This is a genomic window from Ruegeria sp. CJ2, from assembly GCF_056536745.1.
Window position 1 is genome coordinate 144,744 of the sequence record NZ_JBQFQF010000001.1, and the last position, 17,407, is coordinate 162,150.

Consider the following 17,407-nt stretch of genomic DNA (forward strand, 5'->3'; position numbering starts at 1 on the left):
CACGGCGTTATTTGACGATTTTCTCGTCCTTGACGAACATGTTGGCCCAGGCGCGGTCGATCAGGTCGGGGCTCATCTGATAGGGGATGCCCTCGAACTCGCAGATCGAGATCATCTGGTCGATCAGGAAGATCGGCTGATAGTTCGCGTAGATATTGTTGATGGTCGGGTATTTGACCTTCAGCAAATGAACCAGAGCGGCTTCATCCAACGGCATGCCACGCTTGCGGGCAACCATCGCGAAGATTTTCAGGAAGTTCTCCTGGTTTGGCCCGTCGATCTTGATCTTGAAGAAGATCCGGCGCAGGGCCGCTTGGTCGAAGATCTCGTTCGGGTGGAAGTTGGTCGAGAAGATGACCAGCGTGTCAAAGGGGACTTCGAATTTCTCACCCGATTGCAGGCCGAGGATGTCCTTGTTTTCTTCCAGCGGAACAATCCAGCGGTTGATCAGCGCCTGTGGCGGTTCGGCCTGACGGCCAAGGTCGTCCACGATAAAGATGCCGCCGGTCGATTTGAGCTGTAGGGGGGCCTGATAGGTGCGCGCGGTGGGGTTGTAGACAAGATCCAACATGCTGAGTGACAGTTCACCACCGGTCACAACGGTCGGGCGTTCGCATTGCACATAGCGGGTGTCGAACCGCTTGCGGCGGCGCAGGCTATTTGGGTCTTCGGCCTCTTGCTCGATCGCGGTGTGCACGATCGGATCATAGACGGTGATCACCTGACCGGCATATTCGATGGCGCGCGGGACATAGACACTGTCGCCCAACGCGTCACGGATACCGTTCGAGATTGACGACTTACCGTTACCGGGAGGGCCATACATCAGGATCGACCGACCCGCGCTGACCGCGGGGCCCAGATGATCCAGAAGGCTGTCAGGAAGAACCAGATGCCCCATAGCTCCGGTCAGTTGGTCACGCGTGACCTGAATGTTCCGGATCGACTGGCGTTTGACCTGTTCGCGGTACACCTCCAGCGGGACCGGCATTGCGCCGAAATACTCTGACTGGCTCAACGCGTCCAAGGCACGCGCCTTGCCCGCATCTGTCAGCTGGTATCCCATCTCGTTGCCACTGTTCGCGTTCAGCGTGCCAGTTGCCTCGAGAAGTTTCTGTTCCCGCGCGATGTCGATCAATTCCTGCGTCACGGAACCGGGCAAACATACGGCTGCGGCGACCTCGGACACAGTATCCACGTTTTTGCGAAAAATTGTCTTCAGCAGAATGTCCCGCATCATGACGATGGGAAGCTGCATTTCACCCAACCCTTTCGGGGCAGGAGGGGCCATTACCGAAGTCGTCTGCATATTCATGAGCGTCGCCCGTCTTATCCAGTATTCACGCTAATTGCCCAATGCAGGGCTGCTTGCGGAAAATCTGGTCCTGCTTTGTGTCATCACCAAGGCAGTGAAAAGGCGGTCTGATGATAGTTTACGAGCCGTAAACAGTTCCCAACATCAGATAGATGGCCAGCCCGCCACCCAGCGAAAAGCCCATTGGGAATTGCTTGGCGCGATTCCAGCTTTCCCAATCCGGGGCAATGGATCTGAGGGCGGTGTGTCTGGCCAGCCGGTGGGTCACAAAGGCGGCCAGAGTCGTGGATACCAGTATCATGGCCGCGGTCATGTAGTCGCCCGGCCAGATAAATGCCGAAGCCGCAGCCAGAAATTTTGCGTCACCGGCCCCCATAAGACCCGCGGCGTTGAAAAAGATGCCGAGGATCAGAACAACCACGATATGCAGTAATTGCCAAACATAGGGGGGCAAGGTGATTGTAAATGGCCCGACCCAGCCGACGGTCCAATCGGTTGACCAAGGCGGCAGAACAAACAGCCCGACAACAACAAATATCAAGGCCAGCGCGATCACCGCGTGGTTCTTGATCAGCATGTCACGCATGTCTGTGAAGGCCACGTAAAAGCAGATCGGCAGAACAAACGGTAAGAACCAGCCCGCGGCAAATGCGGGAATGCTCATCAATCAGGCTTCCTCGAGCGCCCGGAGCGAGCGGACAGCTTCTTCGAAATGCTGCGGATGCGTCGCGATCGCTTCACGGAACAGGTTCTTGGCTGTTGTGATGTCACCTTGTTTGACCGCGGAAATACCCATCGTATTCAGCAACATAGCACGTTCGGCCTGTGTCAGGGGAACGACAGGCATGCTGTAGTTCCCTTGTGCCGCGCGCGCCAGAACAAGGTTGTTCTTGGCGGTAAACAAAGAGTTGTCCTGACGAATGGCTTCCGTGAACAGACGCTCTGCCTCTTCGAATTCGCCACGCGACAGCTTGGAGTATCCCCAGTTATTCATGACGCTTCCGGGGCGCGTGGTCAGACCGACAGCGGTTTCATAGAAATGATCCGCGCGTTTCCAGTCTTGCTTGGAATCCGCGACAACGGCCTCCAGCCGGTAGCGTTTGAAGCTTTCATAGGTTGGCGGGATCGAATCCAGAACGGTTTTAGCTTGTGTCCAGTTGCCCGACCGTACAAGCGCATCGGCATATTCGACCTTGTCGACATTGGCCGCGCCTTTCATGGTCGTGACTTTCTTCCATGCTGCGGCTGCTTCGGTCGTGCGTTTGGCGCGTGCCAGCGAAATTGCCAAACCTCGTTGCAGGTCGATGCGACCGGGATTTTTGGCAGCCGCGCCCTGGAAATAGGTCACAGCCTCATTCGGGTCGGCCGCGGTCAGCAGAACTTCGTTCAGGTTCGTCTCGTCGATGACGTTCACTTCCTGAAACGTCTTCGCAACCTTTTCCTCTTCGGTCTCTTTTTCACAGGCAGACAGGGTCAGCCCGCACAGAACCATTGCCGGAATCAAGAATTGTTGGCGCATTTTGCGTCCCTTACTGCTCTTGCCTAAGTTACGGGAGCTTGCGCAGCTTGAATTGCCCGTCGCCTTGCTGCTCCAGTGTGTATTCTTGTTCTTCGGGTGTAGTATTAACAGGATTTTCCATTTTTGCGAGTGCTAAGCGCAGATTGTCGCGAATTGCGTCACTTTCGCCATTGTCCAATGCAAAGGCACGCCGAAAGACCTGCGCTGCTTCGGGATACTCGCCTTTTTCTACCAGGATAACGCCCAGATTGTTCCACGCCACGGGCCAGTCCGGTTCGTCGGCGACGGCACGGCGCAGAAGGGTTTCGGCGGGCTTCAATTGCCTGAGGCCCAGGTTTGCAGTTCCCATCGCGGCCATGATTTCTGGGGTCATGCCCTGATCCAACGCCGCGCGCGCAAATGAGTCCAACGCCAGATCATATTCGCCAGCCACCAACAGGCGGTTGCCGACAACAAGCGGGTCTTCAACTTGTCCTTTCGGATCAAACCCCGGTGGATCCAGCTGGTCCGAAACGCTGGTTTCCGTGCAAGAGGCCACCATGGTCATCACCATAGCGGCCCCAATTGCGCGGCGAATCCCGAGTTGGACGCACCTGCTTGTTGAAATCATAGGGCTATAGGCTCCCCTAGTTGCCACCTGCGAAGTCTGCGATGCCCTTTGCCGAAGGTCCAACAAGAATGACCAGCAACGGCGGCACCGTCAGCATCATTGTGGCAAGTGTCATTTTGGTTGGCAACTTGTTAGCGGCCTCTTCCGCACGCATCACGCGTTTGTCACGCATTTCACTGGCATAAACCCGCAGTGCCTCGGCAATCGACGTACCAAAGGTCGCTGATTGGATCATTACGGTAACGAAAGAGCTGACATCCTGCACCCCACAGCGCGTGCCAAAGTCGCGCAGGACGGTATCTTTGTCCTTACCGGCCTTGAGCTCGTAGGCAACGACCTCAAATTCCTGCGCAATGTCGGGGTAGGAGGCTTTCATTTCGGAAGCCACCCGAACGATGGCCTGATCCAGCGACTGCCCGGCCTCGACGCAGACCAGCATGAGGTCCAGCGTATCAGGGAAACCGGCAACGATTGCCTCTTCCCGCTCCGCAACGCGGCGAGTGATCCAGTAGCGTGGCAGAAAATATGCGGCCGCTGCCGGAATGATCACGCGAATTGCCATCTGCGAGGGTGTGAATTCCTCGTCGCCAGCCAGCACCGTCACCAGCAGAACACCGATCAGGATGCCGACGATCCCCAGCGCGAATTGGGCAAAGTGAAAGAACCGAACGGCATCTTTTGAATGATACCCGGCCTGCCGCAGCTTGAGCTGCATGGCCGACAGTTCTTCTTCGTTCTGCGGTTCAAGAAAAGTCGCAAACTTTTCAAGTTGTTCGTTGCGGCTGGCGTTGCGCAGCTTGTCCCGCTTTTCCTTTTTGCCCTTCTTCGGAGCTGCGTTTGAACGCTGAAGCTTTTTCAACGGATCTTCGGGCTGATTAATCATCAGCGGAACTGCAACCAGGATCATAAATAGTCCAAGCACGCCGACGACGATCAGGGGCCCGAATTCACCCAGGTTATCTTTCAGCAGGTCGTTAATTTGAGCCAAGAACTCCATGATACTTACCTCAGACCTTAATGTTTGTGAGAATGCGCATGACGATCAGGTTCAGCGTCAGCATGATGCCAACGAAGAAGCAGCCGGGAATGAACCACGGGTGATCCAGAACATCGTCATAATAACCGGGATCTTTTACCAGGATGAAAATCAGGCAGAAGACCGGGAAACCGGACAGGAATTTACCGGACCATTTCGCCTCGGCAGTGATTGCGTTAACGCGGCGGAAAAGGCGAAAACGCGCCCGGATCACTTGGGCCAGACCAGCCAGAATTTCAGCAAGGTTACCACCTGATTGCTGTTGAATACCCACGGCCACGGACAAAAAGCGCAAATCCTGCATGTCCAGACGCTCGGCCAGATCCTTCAGGGCTTCGCCAACGTCACGGCCATAGGCGCATTCGTCTGCAATCACACCAAATTCCGTGGCCAGAGGATCCTGAACCTCGTTTGCAACGATCTGGATCGTAGACACAAAAGGGTTACCGACGCGTAGCGAGCGAACCATCAATTCCACTGCCTCAGGCAGTTGCTCCTCAAGCAGGGCCATCCGCTTTGATGCTTTGTGGTTCACCCAGGCATAGACACCGCCGACACCGATTGCGATCGAGATCGCAATGCGAAGATACGTGTCTGTTGATGTGCCGATACTCAGGCCAACAAAGGCAAACCCCGACAACAATGCCATAATGACAATCAACTGATGGGGCGAAAATGCAATTGCGGCTTTCTGAGCTTTGTCAGCCAACAGCGAGTAGAGCGGAATGCTCTGGGTTTTCATGTGCTGCTGCATTTCTTTGCGCAGCTGCTCAAGAACCTGTTCGCGTCCGACACCTTTGTCCAACATGTCGAGACGCCGGTTGACCCGGCTGTTCAGACTGATGGATTTGCCGAATGCGACAAGATAGATACCTTCGACCAACGCCAAAACAGCGACGAAGATTACAACATAGATAAGGGCCTCTAACGGCAGTTGCATATCTGGCTCTCCTTACATCGTCGTTGGTTCGTAAATGGACGGGGGCAGGTCAAAGCCCCACAAACGGAAGCGTTCTGAATAGTGGCTGCGAACGCCGGTTGCTGTGAAATGACCAATAATCTTGTTATCCGGTGTCAATCCAACGCGTTGAAATTTAAAGATTTCCTGCATTGAAATCACATCACCTTCCATGCCGGTGATCTCGGTGATCGACGTCATCCGGCGCGAGCCGTCCTGTAGACGGCTGGCCTGCACGATCAGGTTCACAGCAGATGAAATCTGGCTGCGAACCGCTTTGATCGGCATCTCGATCCCCGCCATTGCGATCATGTTTTCCAGACGCGAAATACCATCCCGGGCCGAGTTCGCGTGGATCGTGGTCATTGATCCGTCGTGGCCAGTGTTCATGGCCTGCAGCATGTCGATCACCTCGGCGCCACGCGTCTCGCCCACGATGATGCGATCGGGGCGCATACGCAGAGCGTTTTTCAGACAGTCGCGCGGGCTGACTTCGCCCTTGCCTTCCACGTTCGGGGGGCGGCTTTCCATCCGGCCCACGTGGGTCTGCTGCAACTGGAGTTCCGCAGTATCCTCGATAGTCAGGATGCGTTCGGCGTCGTCGATAAAGCTGGACAGCGCGTTCAGCGTCGTCGTTTTACCAGAACCCGTACCACCAGAGACGATGATGTTCAGGCGGGTCGACACGGCGGCTTGCAGATAGGCTGCCATTTCTTCGGTGAACGCGCCGAAATTGACCAGATCGTCAATGCCCAGCTTGTCCTTTTTGAACTTACGAATGGAAACCAGAGAGCCATCGACGGCAATCGGAGGAACCATTGCGTTAAAACGCGAACCGTCGGCAAGACGGGCGTCAACGTAGGGGTTGGATTCATCAACACGACGGCCCACAGCGGACACGATCTTGTCGATAATCCGCATCAGGTGTTTTTCGTCTTTGAAGGTAATGTCGCTGATTTCCAGCTTACCCGAGCGTTCAACGAAAATCTGCTGAGGTCCGTTTACCAGGATATCGTTGACCGTATCGTCCTGTAGTAATGTCTCCAGGGGGCCGAGGCCTGTAACTTCGTCATAAAGTTCCTTGTTGAGCTGCGATCGGTCCTCGCGGTTCAGAACGATGTTCTTGGTTTCCAGAACTTCGCTGGCAATTGCGCTGATTTCTGCGCGCAGTTCGGATTCACCTGCGTTTTCCAGCGCCGCGAGGTTTAGGTTTTCAAGAAGTTCGCGGTGCAGCTCGATCTTGATCTCGCCCAGGCGCTCTTTGCGTTTGCGCTCGCGGTCCGTGGCTGCAGGCTCTGCCGCCTTCTTTTTCAAAGGGCGACGCGCGACAGCATTGGCTGAAGGCACCTTTTCGGCAGCGGGTTTGGGCGCTGCGGCTTGCGCTTGTTCCGCCGGTTGAACCGGCTGCGCTTCGGGCTGTTTCTTGTATCTTGAAAACACGGCGGCTCTCCCTTTGGGATTGTGTTACGCGGCCTCGGCGCTGCTGCTGCCCAGGCTGTGAAGAGATTTAGCAAGCTTCGCAATTTCGCGACGCAGCGGGTTCTTGGCGGCAGAACTGGCCAGCGGCAGACCATGGTCGCCGCTTTGCATGACCGGCTTCCCGCCATCCGGCAATTGCAGGTCGATCGAAATGCCCAGGCTCTCGCCCATGCGCTTGATTCTGCTTTTTCCGTTCAGATCCGTGAATTTCGGCGCGCGATTCATCGCAAAGCGCAACTTGTTGAACGGAAGCTCTTCGGCCTGAAGTGCACGTTTCAGTCGCAGAGCGTTCTGTGCGGACCGCATATCCAGTTCAATCAATGCGAAATACACATGCGCAGCTTGCAGAATGGTTTCCGACCATTGGACCAATGTCGTGGGCATATCCACCACCACATAGTCAAAGTGCCGCCGCGCCGTATCAATGACGCGTTGGATATCCTCTGGGGTGATCAGATCCAGCGGCACCATGTCAGACGGTGCTGTCAGAACCTGCATTTTATCTTCATAAGTTTGAAGGGCTTGCGAGAATACGTCATCGTCCATGCTCGCTGTGTCCGAGAGCATCTCAAAGACAGTTTCCCGACGCGGCAGGTCCAGATAGGTCGAAACAGTGCCATACTGCAGATCCAAGTCGATCAGGCAGACAGAAGGGGCTTCCTTATCCGAAATCGAAGCGAGTTCCCAAGCTAGGTTAACCGCCAGAGTCGTCGATCCGACACCACCGGCCAGGCCGTGGGTCACAAACAACGCACCTTCTTTCGATTCGCCTTGCGCCAAAGTGACTGCCGCTTCCTGAGCCACAACGACCGGGTCAGGCTTGTTCATGCGCTCGATAGCTTCCTGCAATTCGCCCTCTGGCAAAGGGTAGGGGACAAATTCGTCCGCGCCCTTGCGCAGCAACTGGTGCAGTGAAGCAGGCGTGACATCTTCGGCAATCAGGACAACTTTGATCTTCTTGTCCTTGGCCTGCGTGATGATTTCACCCATCAGGGCAAGGTTGTCTTCGTCTTCCCCGTCAATCGCCAGGGCAACGAATTCAAGGTGCTCAGCTTCGGGTTGGCCAAAAAATGCCAAAGCCTCGGCAAAACCCAAATCGCCCCAGCGCTCGCCCAAAGCGGCTTCCATGTCCTCGATCAGAAGATCAAAATTCTGGACGTCACGGCTAATTGTGCAGGCCAGAATAGCGGTTTTATCATCTTGCGTCGTTGCGCTAGTCATTAACACAGTCCTCGTCGAGAGGGCAGCAACCCTCGCGAACCAAAATGGTCCGGTCAGGCTTCTGTTGCCCTGTTGCGGCCTTATCCGGTCGCAGTTCACCCAATTGTTGAAAATGTGGCTTGGAACTTAGGCAAGAATTAGGCGCAAAAGAACCAATTGTTGGGAATTGGGCGACGATGTCGCCCAATTCAAAAGATTATTCAGCGATGTCTGTCGCGTCTACATCGGTGATGTAGCTGAGGTTGGTCGCGCTCTCGACATACTCGCGATAGATGACTTGTGCATACTTGCCATCCAAGAGCTGAGGTGCGCGATCCACAAAGCCCGAGACCTCGGTAACCGTGCGCCGGTTGCGGCGGTCTCTGTTTGGCGTGTCGATCAGTGGTCGAGTTTTGCCAAATGAAACAACAGCTTCCAGCCGCGACCGCGAGATGCCCTGACGTGTCAGGAAGGCAACTGCTGCGTCTGCGCGACGCTGGCCGAGGCTTTGGTTATAAGACTGCGACCCAACAGCATCCGTATGACCGTAAACGCGGAAGCGCGCTTCGGGGAACTGCTTGATCCAGTCTGCCTGCCGCAGCAGGATGCGCTGTGCGCTGGCATCCAACTGTGCGCTGTCAAAGGCAAAGTTGATCTGCGTCGGGACTTCGGCTGCGAACCTACGGCCCAGGATCTGGGCATATGTCAATTCGCCAGTCATGACTTGCGAATTGTTCAGGGTCGCATTCCCGAACGCGCCTTGGTCAACTTCATATCCGGCCTCACGCGTACATGCGGCGACAGCGACCGAAAGACCCAGTGTGATGATCCACTTCTGCATTGGTCCTATCCTCCTTATCATTCCAGCACGTAGCCGTATGAGCTACCGAAGTCTTGCTTGGCGACTTCAGACGCACCACCGGAACCCGGACGTTCGGTTCTTGCAGTCCGGCCGTTGATGAACAGATCGAATTCGCTCGGCGGCTTGACCCGATCCGTCGGCAGAGCAAGAGCTTCACCGCGTGTCGGCGACACCAGATGTGCCGTTACGATGACGACCAGTTCGGTTTGCTGACGCTGATACTCGGCACTGCGGAAGAGTGCGCCAAGTACGGGGACGTCACCCAGCCACGGCACCTGGTTGTTCAGGTCCGCAAAGTCGTCTTGGATCAGGCCCGCGATTGCAAAGCTCTCACCGTCGCGCAGTTCGACCGTAGTCTTGGTCCGGCGTGCAACGAACGAGGGAACATTGTTACCTGCAATCGTAAAGTCCGAGTTATTATCGATACTTGAAACGGACGTGCCCATCTCAAGGTTGATCAGATCACCGTCCACAACGCGCGGAGTAAAGAGAATCTGAACACCGAAGGCCCGATACTCAATCGCGATGTTACCGTCATCGGCAGGGACCGGAATTGGAACTTCGCCACCCGCGAGGAACTCAGCTTCCTGCCCGGACAGGGCAGACAGGTTGGGTTCCGCCAGGCTACGCGCCAGGCCCTTGGCTTCCAGTGCTTCCAGCAGCAGGCGAACTTGCGTCGAACCTGCGCCAAACCCGAACAGGATCGCGCCTGTGTTGGTCTGAGATACCGGAATGTTGTTGTTGATCGCGTTTTGCAGCGACAGAGCGTTGTTCAGGGTGTTGAAACCACCCGTTACGTCGCTTCCACCGAAGCCCAGCGATGCGGTCAGGCTTTTCGCGACCGAACGGCTCATCTCGGCAAAGCGCACTTTCAGCATGACTTGCTGGACGCCGCCAACCGACATCAGGTTCGAAACACGCTCAGGCGCGTACCGCTCTGCCAGTTCCAGTGCCCGCGCTAGTTTTGCCGAGCTGGAAACAGTGCCGGACAGCACGATCCCGTCATTTGCCGTGCGGACCTCGATCGGTTCGCTTGGCAGGATCTGCCGCAGACGCTCTTTAAACTCTGAAACGTCCGGTGATACGCGGACGCGGACGTTTGCAAGCAAGTTGCCCGCCCCGTCAAACAGCGTCAGGGTGGTCAAGCCGGGGGCTTTACCCAAAACATAAATCGTGCGGTCCGAAAGCGACGAAATATCAGCGATGCCGGCGTTGGCGATGCTGAGTTCGGCAAACGGTTCCTCACTTTCTACGACAATGGCGCGGTTCATCGGGACATCGAGCGTTTCAGCCGTACCCTTCTTAACCACACGCAAACTTTGAGCCCAGGCGGCATCGCCGACGGAACTCATTACAAGCGCCAGCCCCAGAAGGGTCGCGCTAATCCAGGAATGTATTTTCATGTGACCTGCCTCTCCGATCACGCCTCGTTATAGGTCTAGTGCCTTATGCCTATTAACACTGCGCGACTTGTGAATTTATTGCAATAATCAATGGTTTCTGGAATTTTCCTTATGTGGATAATGCGCAACATCCAAAATAAGACAAGCCGCGCAAAATGCGCGGCTTGTACGTCTAAATCTCTGATTTGGCGTCAGTTTGTGCAGGGAATCACCGTTTTCACGATCTCGGCTCCGCGCCGGGTATTTACCGTGCAAACCTCTTCCTCGACTTGCACCGGTGCAGGGGCGGCTTCTTTGATTCCCAACAGCTTTCTCTGGTCCACTTCAATCGCACTTGCGACGGTTTCATCCTGAACCCCAACCAGTGCCAGAGACATTCGACCTGTGTTCTGCGCCTGTGCCAAAGCAGCAATCTGTTCAGGCGTCGCCGCAACCGTGACGGTGCGGGCGATGGTTGCGCCAGTCAGGTCGGAACCCGCCTTTTGGTCAACCGCGATAAGTTCAATGTTGGTTTGAATCAGTCGAGTGATTTCGCCGCTGTTGCCAGAAATTGCACCACTCACCGATCCGGTCCAGTAAACGTCGACATTGTCGCCTGGACGCAGGAAGCCCGAAACGCCCGATGCAACGTCAACACTGATTGCGAAGGCGCGTTTCCCTTTTTCGATACGCGACGTCAGGCCGGCCGATTCTCCGGGTCTGGTAACTTTGACCTCCATCAGGGCTTCGTCTTTTTCCATGGCCCTCAGGACAAAGCGGTCGCCTTTTTTGTCTTCTGGAAACAATTCGGCCAATTTCAGAAAGGTCCCTTCGGGAATCGCATCTTCGGGCCATTGCACGACGCGAACGTCTTCCTCGGTCAGGCGCTCGCCATATTTCAACCCGCGGTTCGAGACCAGAACGTCAACTGTTGCGATTGTCTTTACATTCGCAAGCGCGTCCTGCGCGGCGCGCTTCTCTTTTTCAAGTTCAGCCTGAGTTTTGGAGATGTAGTCTTGAGCCAAATAGACTGCGCCACCGGCCAGAGCCACCCCGATAATCAGGACTAGTCCAAATACTGCACGCATTCGCGACCCCTCGCTTATTCTGTTTACTCATGACGTCGCACCCACTGCGCGTCAGCTGTTCCCTCGCTAATCGGGAATTGTGTCGAAAAGGGGGACAATCGTTGATTTTATTTGCGTCCGTGGATTTTTGGTCGATCCACTCAAGCGTTACTCGGATGTGGGTATCTGAAAACTGGGATCTCGTACCTCCGCGCCTCTCAGCGCATTTCCGGTTTGAGTGTCCACGTGTTGGATGGATGGAGAAAGGTTTACGAAAATAATTGCACCAAAGCCGACCAGACCCGCCGTCAAAAGAACCCAGTCGGCGGTGATGGCCCCATCTTCACCAATTAGATATTTTGCGATTCTGTTCATTTTTCAATCCAGCTTTTTAGATAAAAAAAGGGTCGCAATCTGACGAACGCGACCCTTCTAATAATGCTGTTCGGGCTATTATTCGCTTGCGCCGCCGCCGATTGCCGGAACGCTTACGGATACACCCGACAGAGCCGTGTCGATTTCACCGGCCAGGTCCGAAGTACCTGCACCAACCTGGGTGTAAGCAACGGCCGCCAGGCCAACGATAGCTGCGGTCAGAACGACCCAGTCAACTGTTACGGCGCCGTCTTCGTCTTTGCGGAAGTTCTTGATGAACTTGATCATGTTACGTCCCTCCTAAAGGATCTAAATAGTCAATTAAACCTCGGCGTCTTACAGAGCTTCGTCTCTCAGTCCGCTCTTGACCGTCTCGGTATGGCATTATGTTTGACTGGCGTGCGTGGCAGGAATTGGGCCAAAACCAATTTTTTTTCGCTGAATGTTAACTTTCCAGTAATTTTTTTCATAAGCAACAGAAAACAAACGATAAAAAATGTGAAATTAATTGAGGCACCCCTTTTGCCCGATGCAAAATTGCGCCAAATGAGGCGAAATTGCCCCAATTCCTGTGGTTTTTCTGGTTTTGCGAGCCGTTCTGGGGTTCAAATCAACCAAAAGATAAATGCATGAGGCGGGCAAAATGAATCTCAGGGACGCAATACTCTGCGTCGGTGTTGTGGCTGCGTTGTTTTTCAGCCCTGCACCTGTTGTTGCGCAATCCGTGGAGACAAGAGGCGTATATAAACGAGTCAAAGCGCCAAAGCCGGGCACGCGCCCCAAGATCACGGTTCAAATCTCACCCGAAGAACATGCCACAGCGCCATTCGCCCCAAGTACCGGGGCAGAGATTGCAGTTCCCGAGATTATCGCGCGGACCCGTGTTGCGCCCCCCAGCCTGCCGGGAGGGGCAGCAAAGCCCACTGGGTCGTATAAAGCGTTCTGGGAGAAGATCTCACCCGATTTAGCGCGATCTGGCGCGGGGCGTCTGGATGACGCAATAAACGCGTTGGCTGCAATCAATGTCGCCGCGCCCCGTTTGCAGACGCTTCAGAACATTGCGCAGCAGCAGGGGATTGAGATTCTTCGCTCCACAGTGGGCACGAATGTCTCACCGGCTTTGGTGCTGGCCGTAATTTCAGTGGAATCAGCGGGCCGCGCGGATGCGGTCAGTTCCGCAGGCGCGCAGGGGCTGATGCAGTTGATGCCTGCGACGGCCAGGCGGTTTGGCGTGAAAGACAGCTTTCATCCGGGCCAAAACATATCTGGCGGCGTAAAGTACCTGAATTGGCTGATGGAGGAGTTCGGGAATGATCCCATCCTCGTTCTTGCCGGATATAACGCAGGCGAAGGGGCTGTGCGCAAACACGGCGGTGTGCCGCCTTATTCCGAGACGCGAAACTACGTTCCCAAAGTGCTGGCCGCCTTTCAAATAGCGCGGGCGTTGTGTTCTACGCCGCCTCAGCTAATCTCGGACGGGTGCGTGTTCCAGACGCAGAACTAAAAAGGGCCCACCGATCTGGTGGGCCTTTTCGGTGATGCCTATCAGTTGACGATGGTCGCTTCGGTTGCGCTCCGAATTTCGTCTTCTGTGACGCCCTCGGCGGTCTCGACAATCTTCAACCCGCCATCCGTGACGTCCAGAACGCCCAGATTGGTGATAATGCGATTCACCACTTTCTTGCCGGTCAGGGGCAGGGTGCATTTCTTCAGCAGCTTGGACTTGCCGTGTTTGTTGGTGTGATCCATCACCACGATCACGCGGCCCACACCTGCCACCAGATCCATTGCACCGCCCATACCTTTGACCAGCACGCCGGGGATCATCCAGTTGGCCAGATCGCCTTCCTCATCGACCTCCATCGCGCCCAGAACAGCGGCCGCGATCTTGCCGCCCCGGATCATGCCAAAGGACGTAGCGCTGTCGAAATAGGACGTGCGGGACAGTTCTGTGATTGTCTGCTTGCCCGCGTTGATCAGGTCGGGATCTTCCTCACCTTCGTACGGGAAGGGGCCCATGCCCAGCATGCCGTTCTCGGATTGCAGAGTGATGTCCTTATCGCCCACATAGTTCGCCACCAGAGTCGGAATACCGATGCCGAGGTTCACATACATGCCGTCTTCCAGCTCTTGCGCTGCGCGGGCGGCCATTTGGTTACGGTCCCAGGGCATTATTCGTCCTCCTTCTTGCGGGTGGTGCGCTGTTCGATGCGCTTTTCGTGGGTGCCCTGAATGATGCGGTGCACATAGATGCCGGGCAGGTGGATTGCGTCCGGGTCAAGCGACCCACGGGGCACGATTTCTTCAACTTCGGCCACACAGACCTTGCCGCAAGTGGCGGCGGGGACGTTGAAGTTTCGCGCGGTTTTACGGAAGATCAGGTTGCCGGTGTCGTCGGCCTTCCACGCTTTGACGATGGCGAGGTCGGCGAAGATGCCTTCCTCCATGATATAGGTTTCGCCGTTGAAGTCTTTGTGCTCTTTCCCTTCGGCGATCACGGTGCCCACGCCAGTTTTGGTATAGAAACCGGGGATACCAGCGCCACCAGCACGCATCCTCTCGGCCAGAGTGCCCTGCGGGTTGAACTCCAACTCCAGCTCTCCGGCCAGGTACTGACGCATGAACTCGGCGTTTTCGCCGACATAAGAGCTGATCATCTTCTTGACCTGCTTTGTTTGCAGCAAGATGCCGATGCCGAAATCATCAACGCCTGCGTTATTTGATGCAAATGTCAGGTCCTGAGCACCGGATTCTTTGATCGCTTCGAGCAGCAGCTCGGGAATGCCGCACAGACCGAACCCGCCTGCTGCAATCAGCATGCCATCCGACAACACGCCATCCAGCGCTTCGGTGGCATTGGCATAGACTTTTTTCATGAAGAAACTCCCCCAATGACATGGTGATGGGCAGGTTGTGCCGCCACGTCACGGGGAAGTCAACGAATCCAAGGGGGTGGTGGTATTTCTACCTATGAGGCCGCCTTTTTGGTCGTCTTCTTGGCCGCTGTCTTCTTCTTCGGCGCGGCTTTCTTTTTGGTGCCTTTCTTGGCGGCACGCTCGTTGACCAGTTCGATGGCCATTTCCTGCGTCACGTCCTCGGGCTTGATATCCTTGGGAATGGTGGCGTTGACCTTTTCCCATTTCACATAGGGCCCATAGCGCCCGTCCAGCACCTGCATAACACCGCCATCGGGGTGATCACCCAGCTCCTTAAGCGGTTTTGCAGCCGCACGCCGTCCTCGCCCCGGGTTGGCGCGTTTTTCGGCCAGCAATTCGACGGCACGGTTCATCCCGATCTCGAACACGTCGTTAGGGTCTTTGAGGTTCGCATAGACCGGCTTCGCCTCGTCCGGCAGTTGGTGCATAAGGTAAGGTCCGAACCGACCAAAGTTCGAGCTGATCATGCCGCCTTCGGGATGTTCACCGATCTGACGGGGCAGAGACAGCAGGGTCAGCGCCTTGTCCAGATCCATGTCATCCTTGCTCCACCCACGCGGCAGCGAGGCGCGCGGGGGCTTCTTGTTCTCAGGCGTCGGTTCCCCGCGCTGGACGTAAGGCCCAAACCGGCCGGATTTCAGCAAGATCTCATCGCCTGCGTCCTCACCCAGCAGACGTTCATCGCCTTCGGCCCCTTCGCCCGCGATGGGGCGGGTATAGGTGCATTCAGGGTAATTGCCGCAGCCCACAAACCCGCCAGTGCGCGAAGTTTTGAGGTGCAACTGCCCCACGCCACATTTCGGGCAGACACGCGGATCAGAGCCGTCTTCACGAGGTGGATAAAGCTGCGGGGCCAACGCCTCGTCCAGCTTGTCCAGCACTTCGGAGATACGCAGTTCCGACGTCTCACCAATCGCGGCCGAGAAATCGTGCCAGAATTTACCCAGCAGGTCTTTGTAATCGCGGTCCCCGGCGCTGACATCGTCCAACTCGCCTTCCAGATTGGCGGTGAATTCATAGCCTACGTACTGCCGGAAGAAATTCAGCAGAAAGATCGTGACGATCCGGCCCTTTTCTTCGGGGATCAGCCGGTTCTTGTCCTTGCGCACATATTCGCGGTCCTGAATCGTGGTCACGATCGAGGCATAGGTCGAAGGACGCCCGATCCCCAACTCCTCCATCCGCTTGACCAGAGTGGCCTCGGTATAGCGCGGGGGCGGCTGGGTGTGGTGTTGCAGGGCCAGAACAGCTTCGTTTTCAGACAGAACCGCCGCCTTATCCTCGGCTTTCGAGAACTGGTCCTTCAGCGAGGTCTTGGCAAAGCGCGCCGGGTCGCCCTGCATGATCTGCGGCAGGCGCTTGTCGTCATCATCGGCCACGTCGTCGCGGCCTTCTTCATAAACGCGCATGAAGCCGTCGAACATGACCACCTGACCGGTGGCACGCAGGCCGACCTGACCATCGTCGCTGCCGATCTCAACGGTGGTGCGTTCCAGCCGCGCGGCGGCCATCTGACAGGCAATGGTGCGCTTCCAGATCAGATCATAGAGCTTGCGCTGATCCTCATCCGTGACCTTCAGGTCGCTGGCATCGCGCGTCATATCCGTGGGGCGGATACATTCGTGCGCTTCCTGCGCGTTCTTGGCCTTGTTTTTGTAGATGCGCGGGCTGTCCGGCACGTATTCCTTGCCGTACCGGTCGGCAATCGCCTCGCGGGTGGCAGTCACGGCCTCGGGTGCCATGTCGATGCCGTCTGTTCGCATATAGGTAATGTAGCCCGCCTCATACAGCCGCTGCGCCACCTGCATCGCATGGCGCGCGCCCATGCCGAATTTGCGGCTGGCCTCTTGTTGCAGGGTAGACGTCATGAACGGCGCGCTTGGGTTGCGCGCGGCAGGTTTTGCCTCGACCGAGGTCACACTCAGCGCACGGCTGGTGATCGCCTGAACCGCCAGTTCTGCCTGAGTTGCGTTTTTCAGGTCGTGCTTGTCCAGCTTGTTCCCGGCCAGCGTGACCAGACGCGCCTCATAGGTCTGGCCGCGTGGGGTTTCGAACAGCGCTTTGACCGACCAGTATTCAACGGGTTTGAACGCCTCGATCTCCATCTCGCGCTCGACGATCAGGCGCAGGCAAACCGATTGCACGCGACCGGCAGATTTCGCGCCGGGCAGTTTGCGCCACAGAACCGGGGACAGGTTGAACCCCACCAGATAGTCCAGCGCGCGGCGGGCCAGATAAGCCTCGACCAGAGGCATGTCGACCTGACGCGGGTTCTGCATCGCCTCAGTCACGGCATCCTTGGTGATGGCGTTGAAGGTGACGCGGCTGACTGGTGTGTCCTTTTTGATCGAACGACGCTTGGTTAGCGCCTCTTGCAGGTGCCAACTGATCGCCTCGCCCTCGCGATCGGGGTCAGTGGCGAGGATCAGGGCGTTGTCCTCTTTCAGCGCGTCGGCGATGGCTTTGACATGCTTACGGCTGTCATTGCCGACCTCCCATTTCATCTCGAATTCGTGGTCAGGATCGACCGATCCGTCCCTGGGTGGCAGGTCGCGCACGTGACCATAAGACGCCAGAACCGTGTAGTCGGGGCCAAGGTATTTGTTGATCGTTTTGGCCTTGGCAGGGGATTCTACAACAACTACAGGCATTTAGGGGAAAACCTCGC

The 17,407-nt window shown here is 56.2% G+C and carries 17 protein-coding genes; 1 reads left to right on the forward strand and 16 read right to left on the reverse strand.

The annotated features are described in order from the left end of the window. Nucleotides 1–7: 7 nt before the first annotated feature. The 13 genes from ACR0MS_RS00700 to ACR0MS_RS00760 all read right to left on the reverse strand — a co-directional run bounded on the left by ACR0MS_RS00700 (nucleotide 8) and on the right by ACR0MS_RS00760 (nucleotide 12,091). Complete coding sequence (locus ACR0MS_RS00700) at nucleotides 8–1,315, reverse strand: ATPase (RefSeq protein ID WP_480567877.1); 1,308 nt, start codon at nucleotides 1,313–1,315, stop codon at nucleotides 8–10. A 118-nt stretch (nucleotides 1,316–1,433) separates the two neighbouring features. Further along, complete coding sequence (locus ACR0MS_RS00705) at nucleotides 1,434–1,979, reverse strand: prepilin peptidase (protein ID WP_480567879.1); 546 nt, start codon at nucleotides 1,977–1,979, stop codon at nucleotides 1,434–1,436. A gap of 3 nt (nucleotides 1,980–1,982) precedes the next feature. Continuing rightward, nucleotides 1,983–2,834, reverse strand: a complete 852-nt coding sequence (locus ACR0MS_RS00710; protein ID WP_480567881.1) for a tetratricopeptide repeat protein — start codon at nucleotides 2,832–2,834, stop codon at nucleotides 1,983–1,985. A gap of 28 nt (nucleotides 2,835–2,862) precedes the next feature. Further along, the gene (locus ACR0MS_RS00715) at nucleotides 2,863–3,387 is read right to left on the reverse strand and encodes a tetratricopeptide repeat protein (protein ID WP_480567883.1); all 525 of its coding nucleotides are present in this window, start codon (nucleotides 3,385–3,387) and stop codon (nucleotides 2,863–2,865) included. A gap of 73 nt (nucleotides 3,388–3,460) precedes the next feature. Then, nucleotides 3,461–4,441 (reverse strand): type II secretion system F family protein, encoded by a 981-nt coding sequence (locus ACR0MS_RS00720; protein ID WP_480567885.1) that lies wholly within the window; start codon nucleotides 4,439–4,441, stop codon nucleotides 3,461–3,463. 10 nt (nucleotides 4,442–4,451) lie between these two features. Further along, on the reverse strand, nucleotides 4,452–5,420 hold the full coding sequence (locus ACR0MS_RS00725; protein WP_480567887.1) for a type II secretion system F family protein: 969 nt from the start codon (nucleotides 5,418–5,420) through the stop codon (nucleotides 4,452–4,454). Nucleotides 5,421–5,432: 12 nt separating this feature from the next. Further along, nucleotides 5,433–6,878 (reverse strand): TadA family conjugal transfer-associated ATPase, encoded by a 1,446-nt coding sequence (locus tag ACR0MS_RS00730; RefSeq protein ID WP_480567889.1) that lies wholly within the window; start codon nucleotides 6,876–6,878, stop codon nucleotides 5,433–5,435. A gap of 24 nt (nucleotides 6,879–6,902) precedes the next feature. After that, the gene (locus tag ACR0MS_RS00735) at nucleotides 6,903–8,138 is read right to left on the reverse strand and encodes a CpaE/TadZ family protein (RefSeq protein WP_480567891.1); all 1,236 of its coding nucleotides are present in this window, start codon (nucleotides 8,136–8,138) and stop codon (nucleotides 6,903–6,905) included. Between the two features lie 196 nt (nucleotides 8,139–8,334). Beyond that, nucleotides 8,335–8,958, reverse strand: coding sequence for an OmpA family protein (locus tag ACR0MS_RS00740; RefSeq protein ID WP_480567893.1), 624 nt, complete (start codon nucleotides 8,956–8,958; stop codon nucleotides 8,335–8,337). Between the two features lie 17 nt (nucleotides 8,959–8,975). Further along, nucleotides 8,976–10,382, reverse strand: coding sequence for a type II and III secretion system protein family protein (locus tag ACR0MS_RS00745; protein WP_480567895.1), 1,407 nt, complete (start codon nucleotides 10,380–10,382; stop codon nucleotides 8,976–8,978). A 191-nt stretch (nucleotides 10,383–10,573) separates the two neighbouring features. Beyond that, the gene (gene cpaB / locus ACR0MS_RS00750; RefSeq protein WP_480567897.1) at nucleotides 10,574–11,449 is read right to left on the reverse strand and encodes a Flp pilus assembly protein CpaB; all 876 of its coding nucleotides are present in this window, start codon (nucleotides 11,447–11,449) and stop codon (nucleotides 10,574–10,576) included. A 147-nt stretch (nucleotides 11,450–11,596) separates the two neighbouring features. After that, nucleotides 11,597–11,803, reverse strand: coding sequence for a hypothetical protein (locus ACR0MS_RS00755; RefSeq protein WP_480567899.1), 207 nt, complete (start codon nucleotides 11,801–11,803; stop codon nucleotides 11,597–11,599). Between the two features lie 78 nt (nucleotides 11,804–11,881). Then, nucleotides 11,882–12,091 carry a Flp family type IVb pilin gene (locus tag ACR0MS_RS00760; RefSeq protein WP_480567901.1) on the reverse strand — a complete coding sequence of 70 codons (210 nt, stop codon included), beginning with the start codon at nucleotides 12,089–12,091 and terminating at the stop codon, nucleotides 11,882–11,884. A gap of 355 nt (nucleotides 12,092–12,446) precedes the next feature. Here ACR0MS_RS00760 and ACR0MS_RS00765 point away from each other — a divergent pair, with 355 nt between their 5' ends. Further along, nucleotides 12,447–13,307 (forward strand): lytic transglycosylase domain-containing protein, encoded by an 861-nt coding sequence (locus ACR0MS_RS00765; RefSeq protein ID WP_480567903.1) that lies wholly within the window; start codon nucleotides 12,447–12,449, stop codon nucleotides 13,305–13,307. Nucleotides 13,308–13,348: 41 nt separating this feature from the next. On the opposite strand, the gene ACR0MS_RS00770 is transcribed toward ACR0MS_RS00765, so the two are convergent. The 3 genes from ACR0MS_RS00770 to topA all read right to left on the reverse strand — a co-directional run bounded on the left by ACR0MS_RS00770 (nucleotide 13,349) and on the right by topA (nucleotide 17,390). Beyond that, on the reverse strand, nucleotides 13,349–13,975 hold the full coding sequence (locus tag ACR0MS_RS00770; RefSeq protein WP_480567905.1) for a CoA transferase subunit B: 627 nt from the start codon (nucleotides 13,973–13,975) through the stop codon (nucleotides 13,349–13,351). After that, nucleotides 13,975–14,679: a CoA transferase subunit A gene (locus ACR0MS_RS00775; RefSeq protein WP_480567907.1), complete on the reverse strand. Its 705-nt coding sequence runs from the start codon at nucleotides 14,677–14,679 to the stop codon at nucleotides 13,975–13,977. Before ACR0MS_RS00775 ends, ACR0MS_RS00770 begins: the two co-directional genes overlap by 1 nt. A gap of 92 nt (nucleotides 14,680–14,771) precedes the next feature. Further along, nucleotides 14,772–17,390 (reverse strand): type I DNA topoisomerase, encoded by a 2,619-nt coding sequence (gene topA, locus ACR0MS_RS00780; RefSeq protein WP_480567909.1) that lies wholly within the window; start codon nucleotides 17,388–17,390, stop codon nucleotides 14,772–14,774. Between the last annotated feature and the right edge of the window lie 17 nt (nucleotides 17,391–17,407).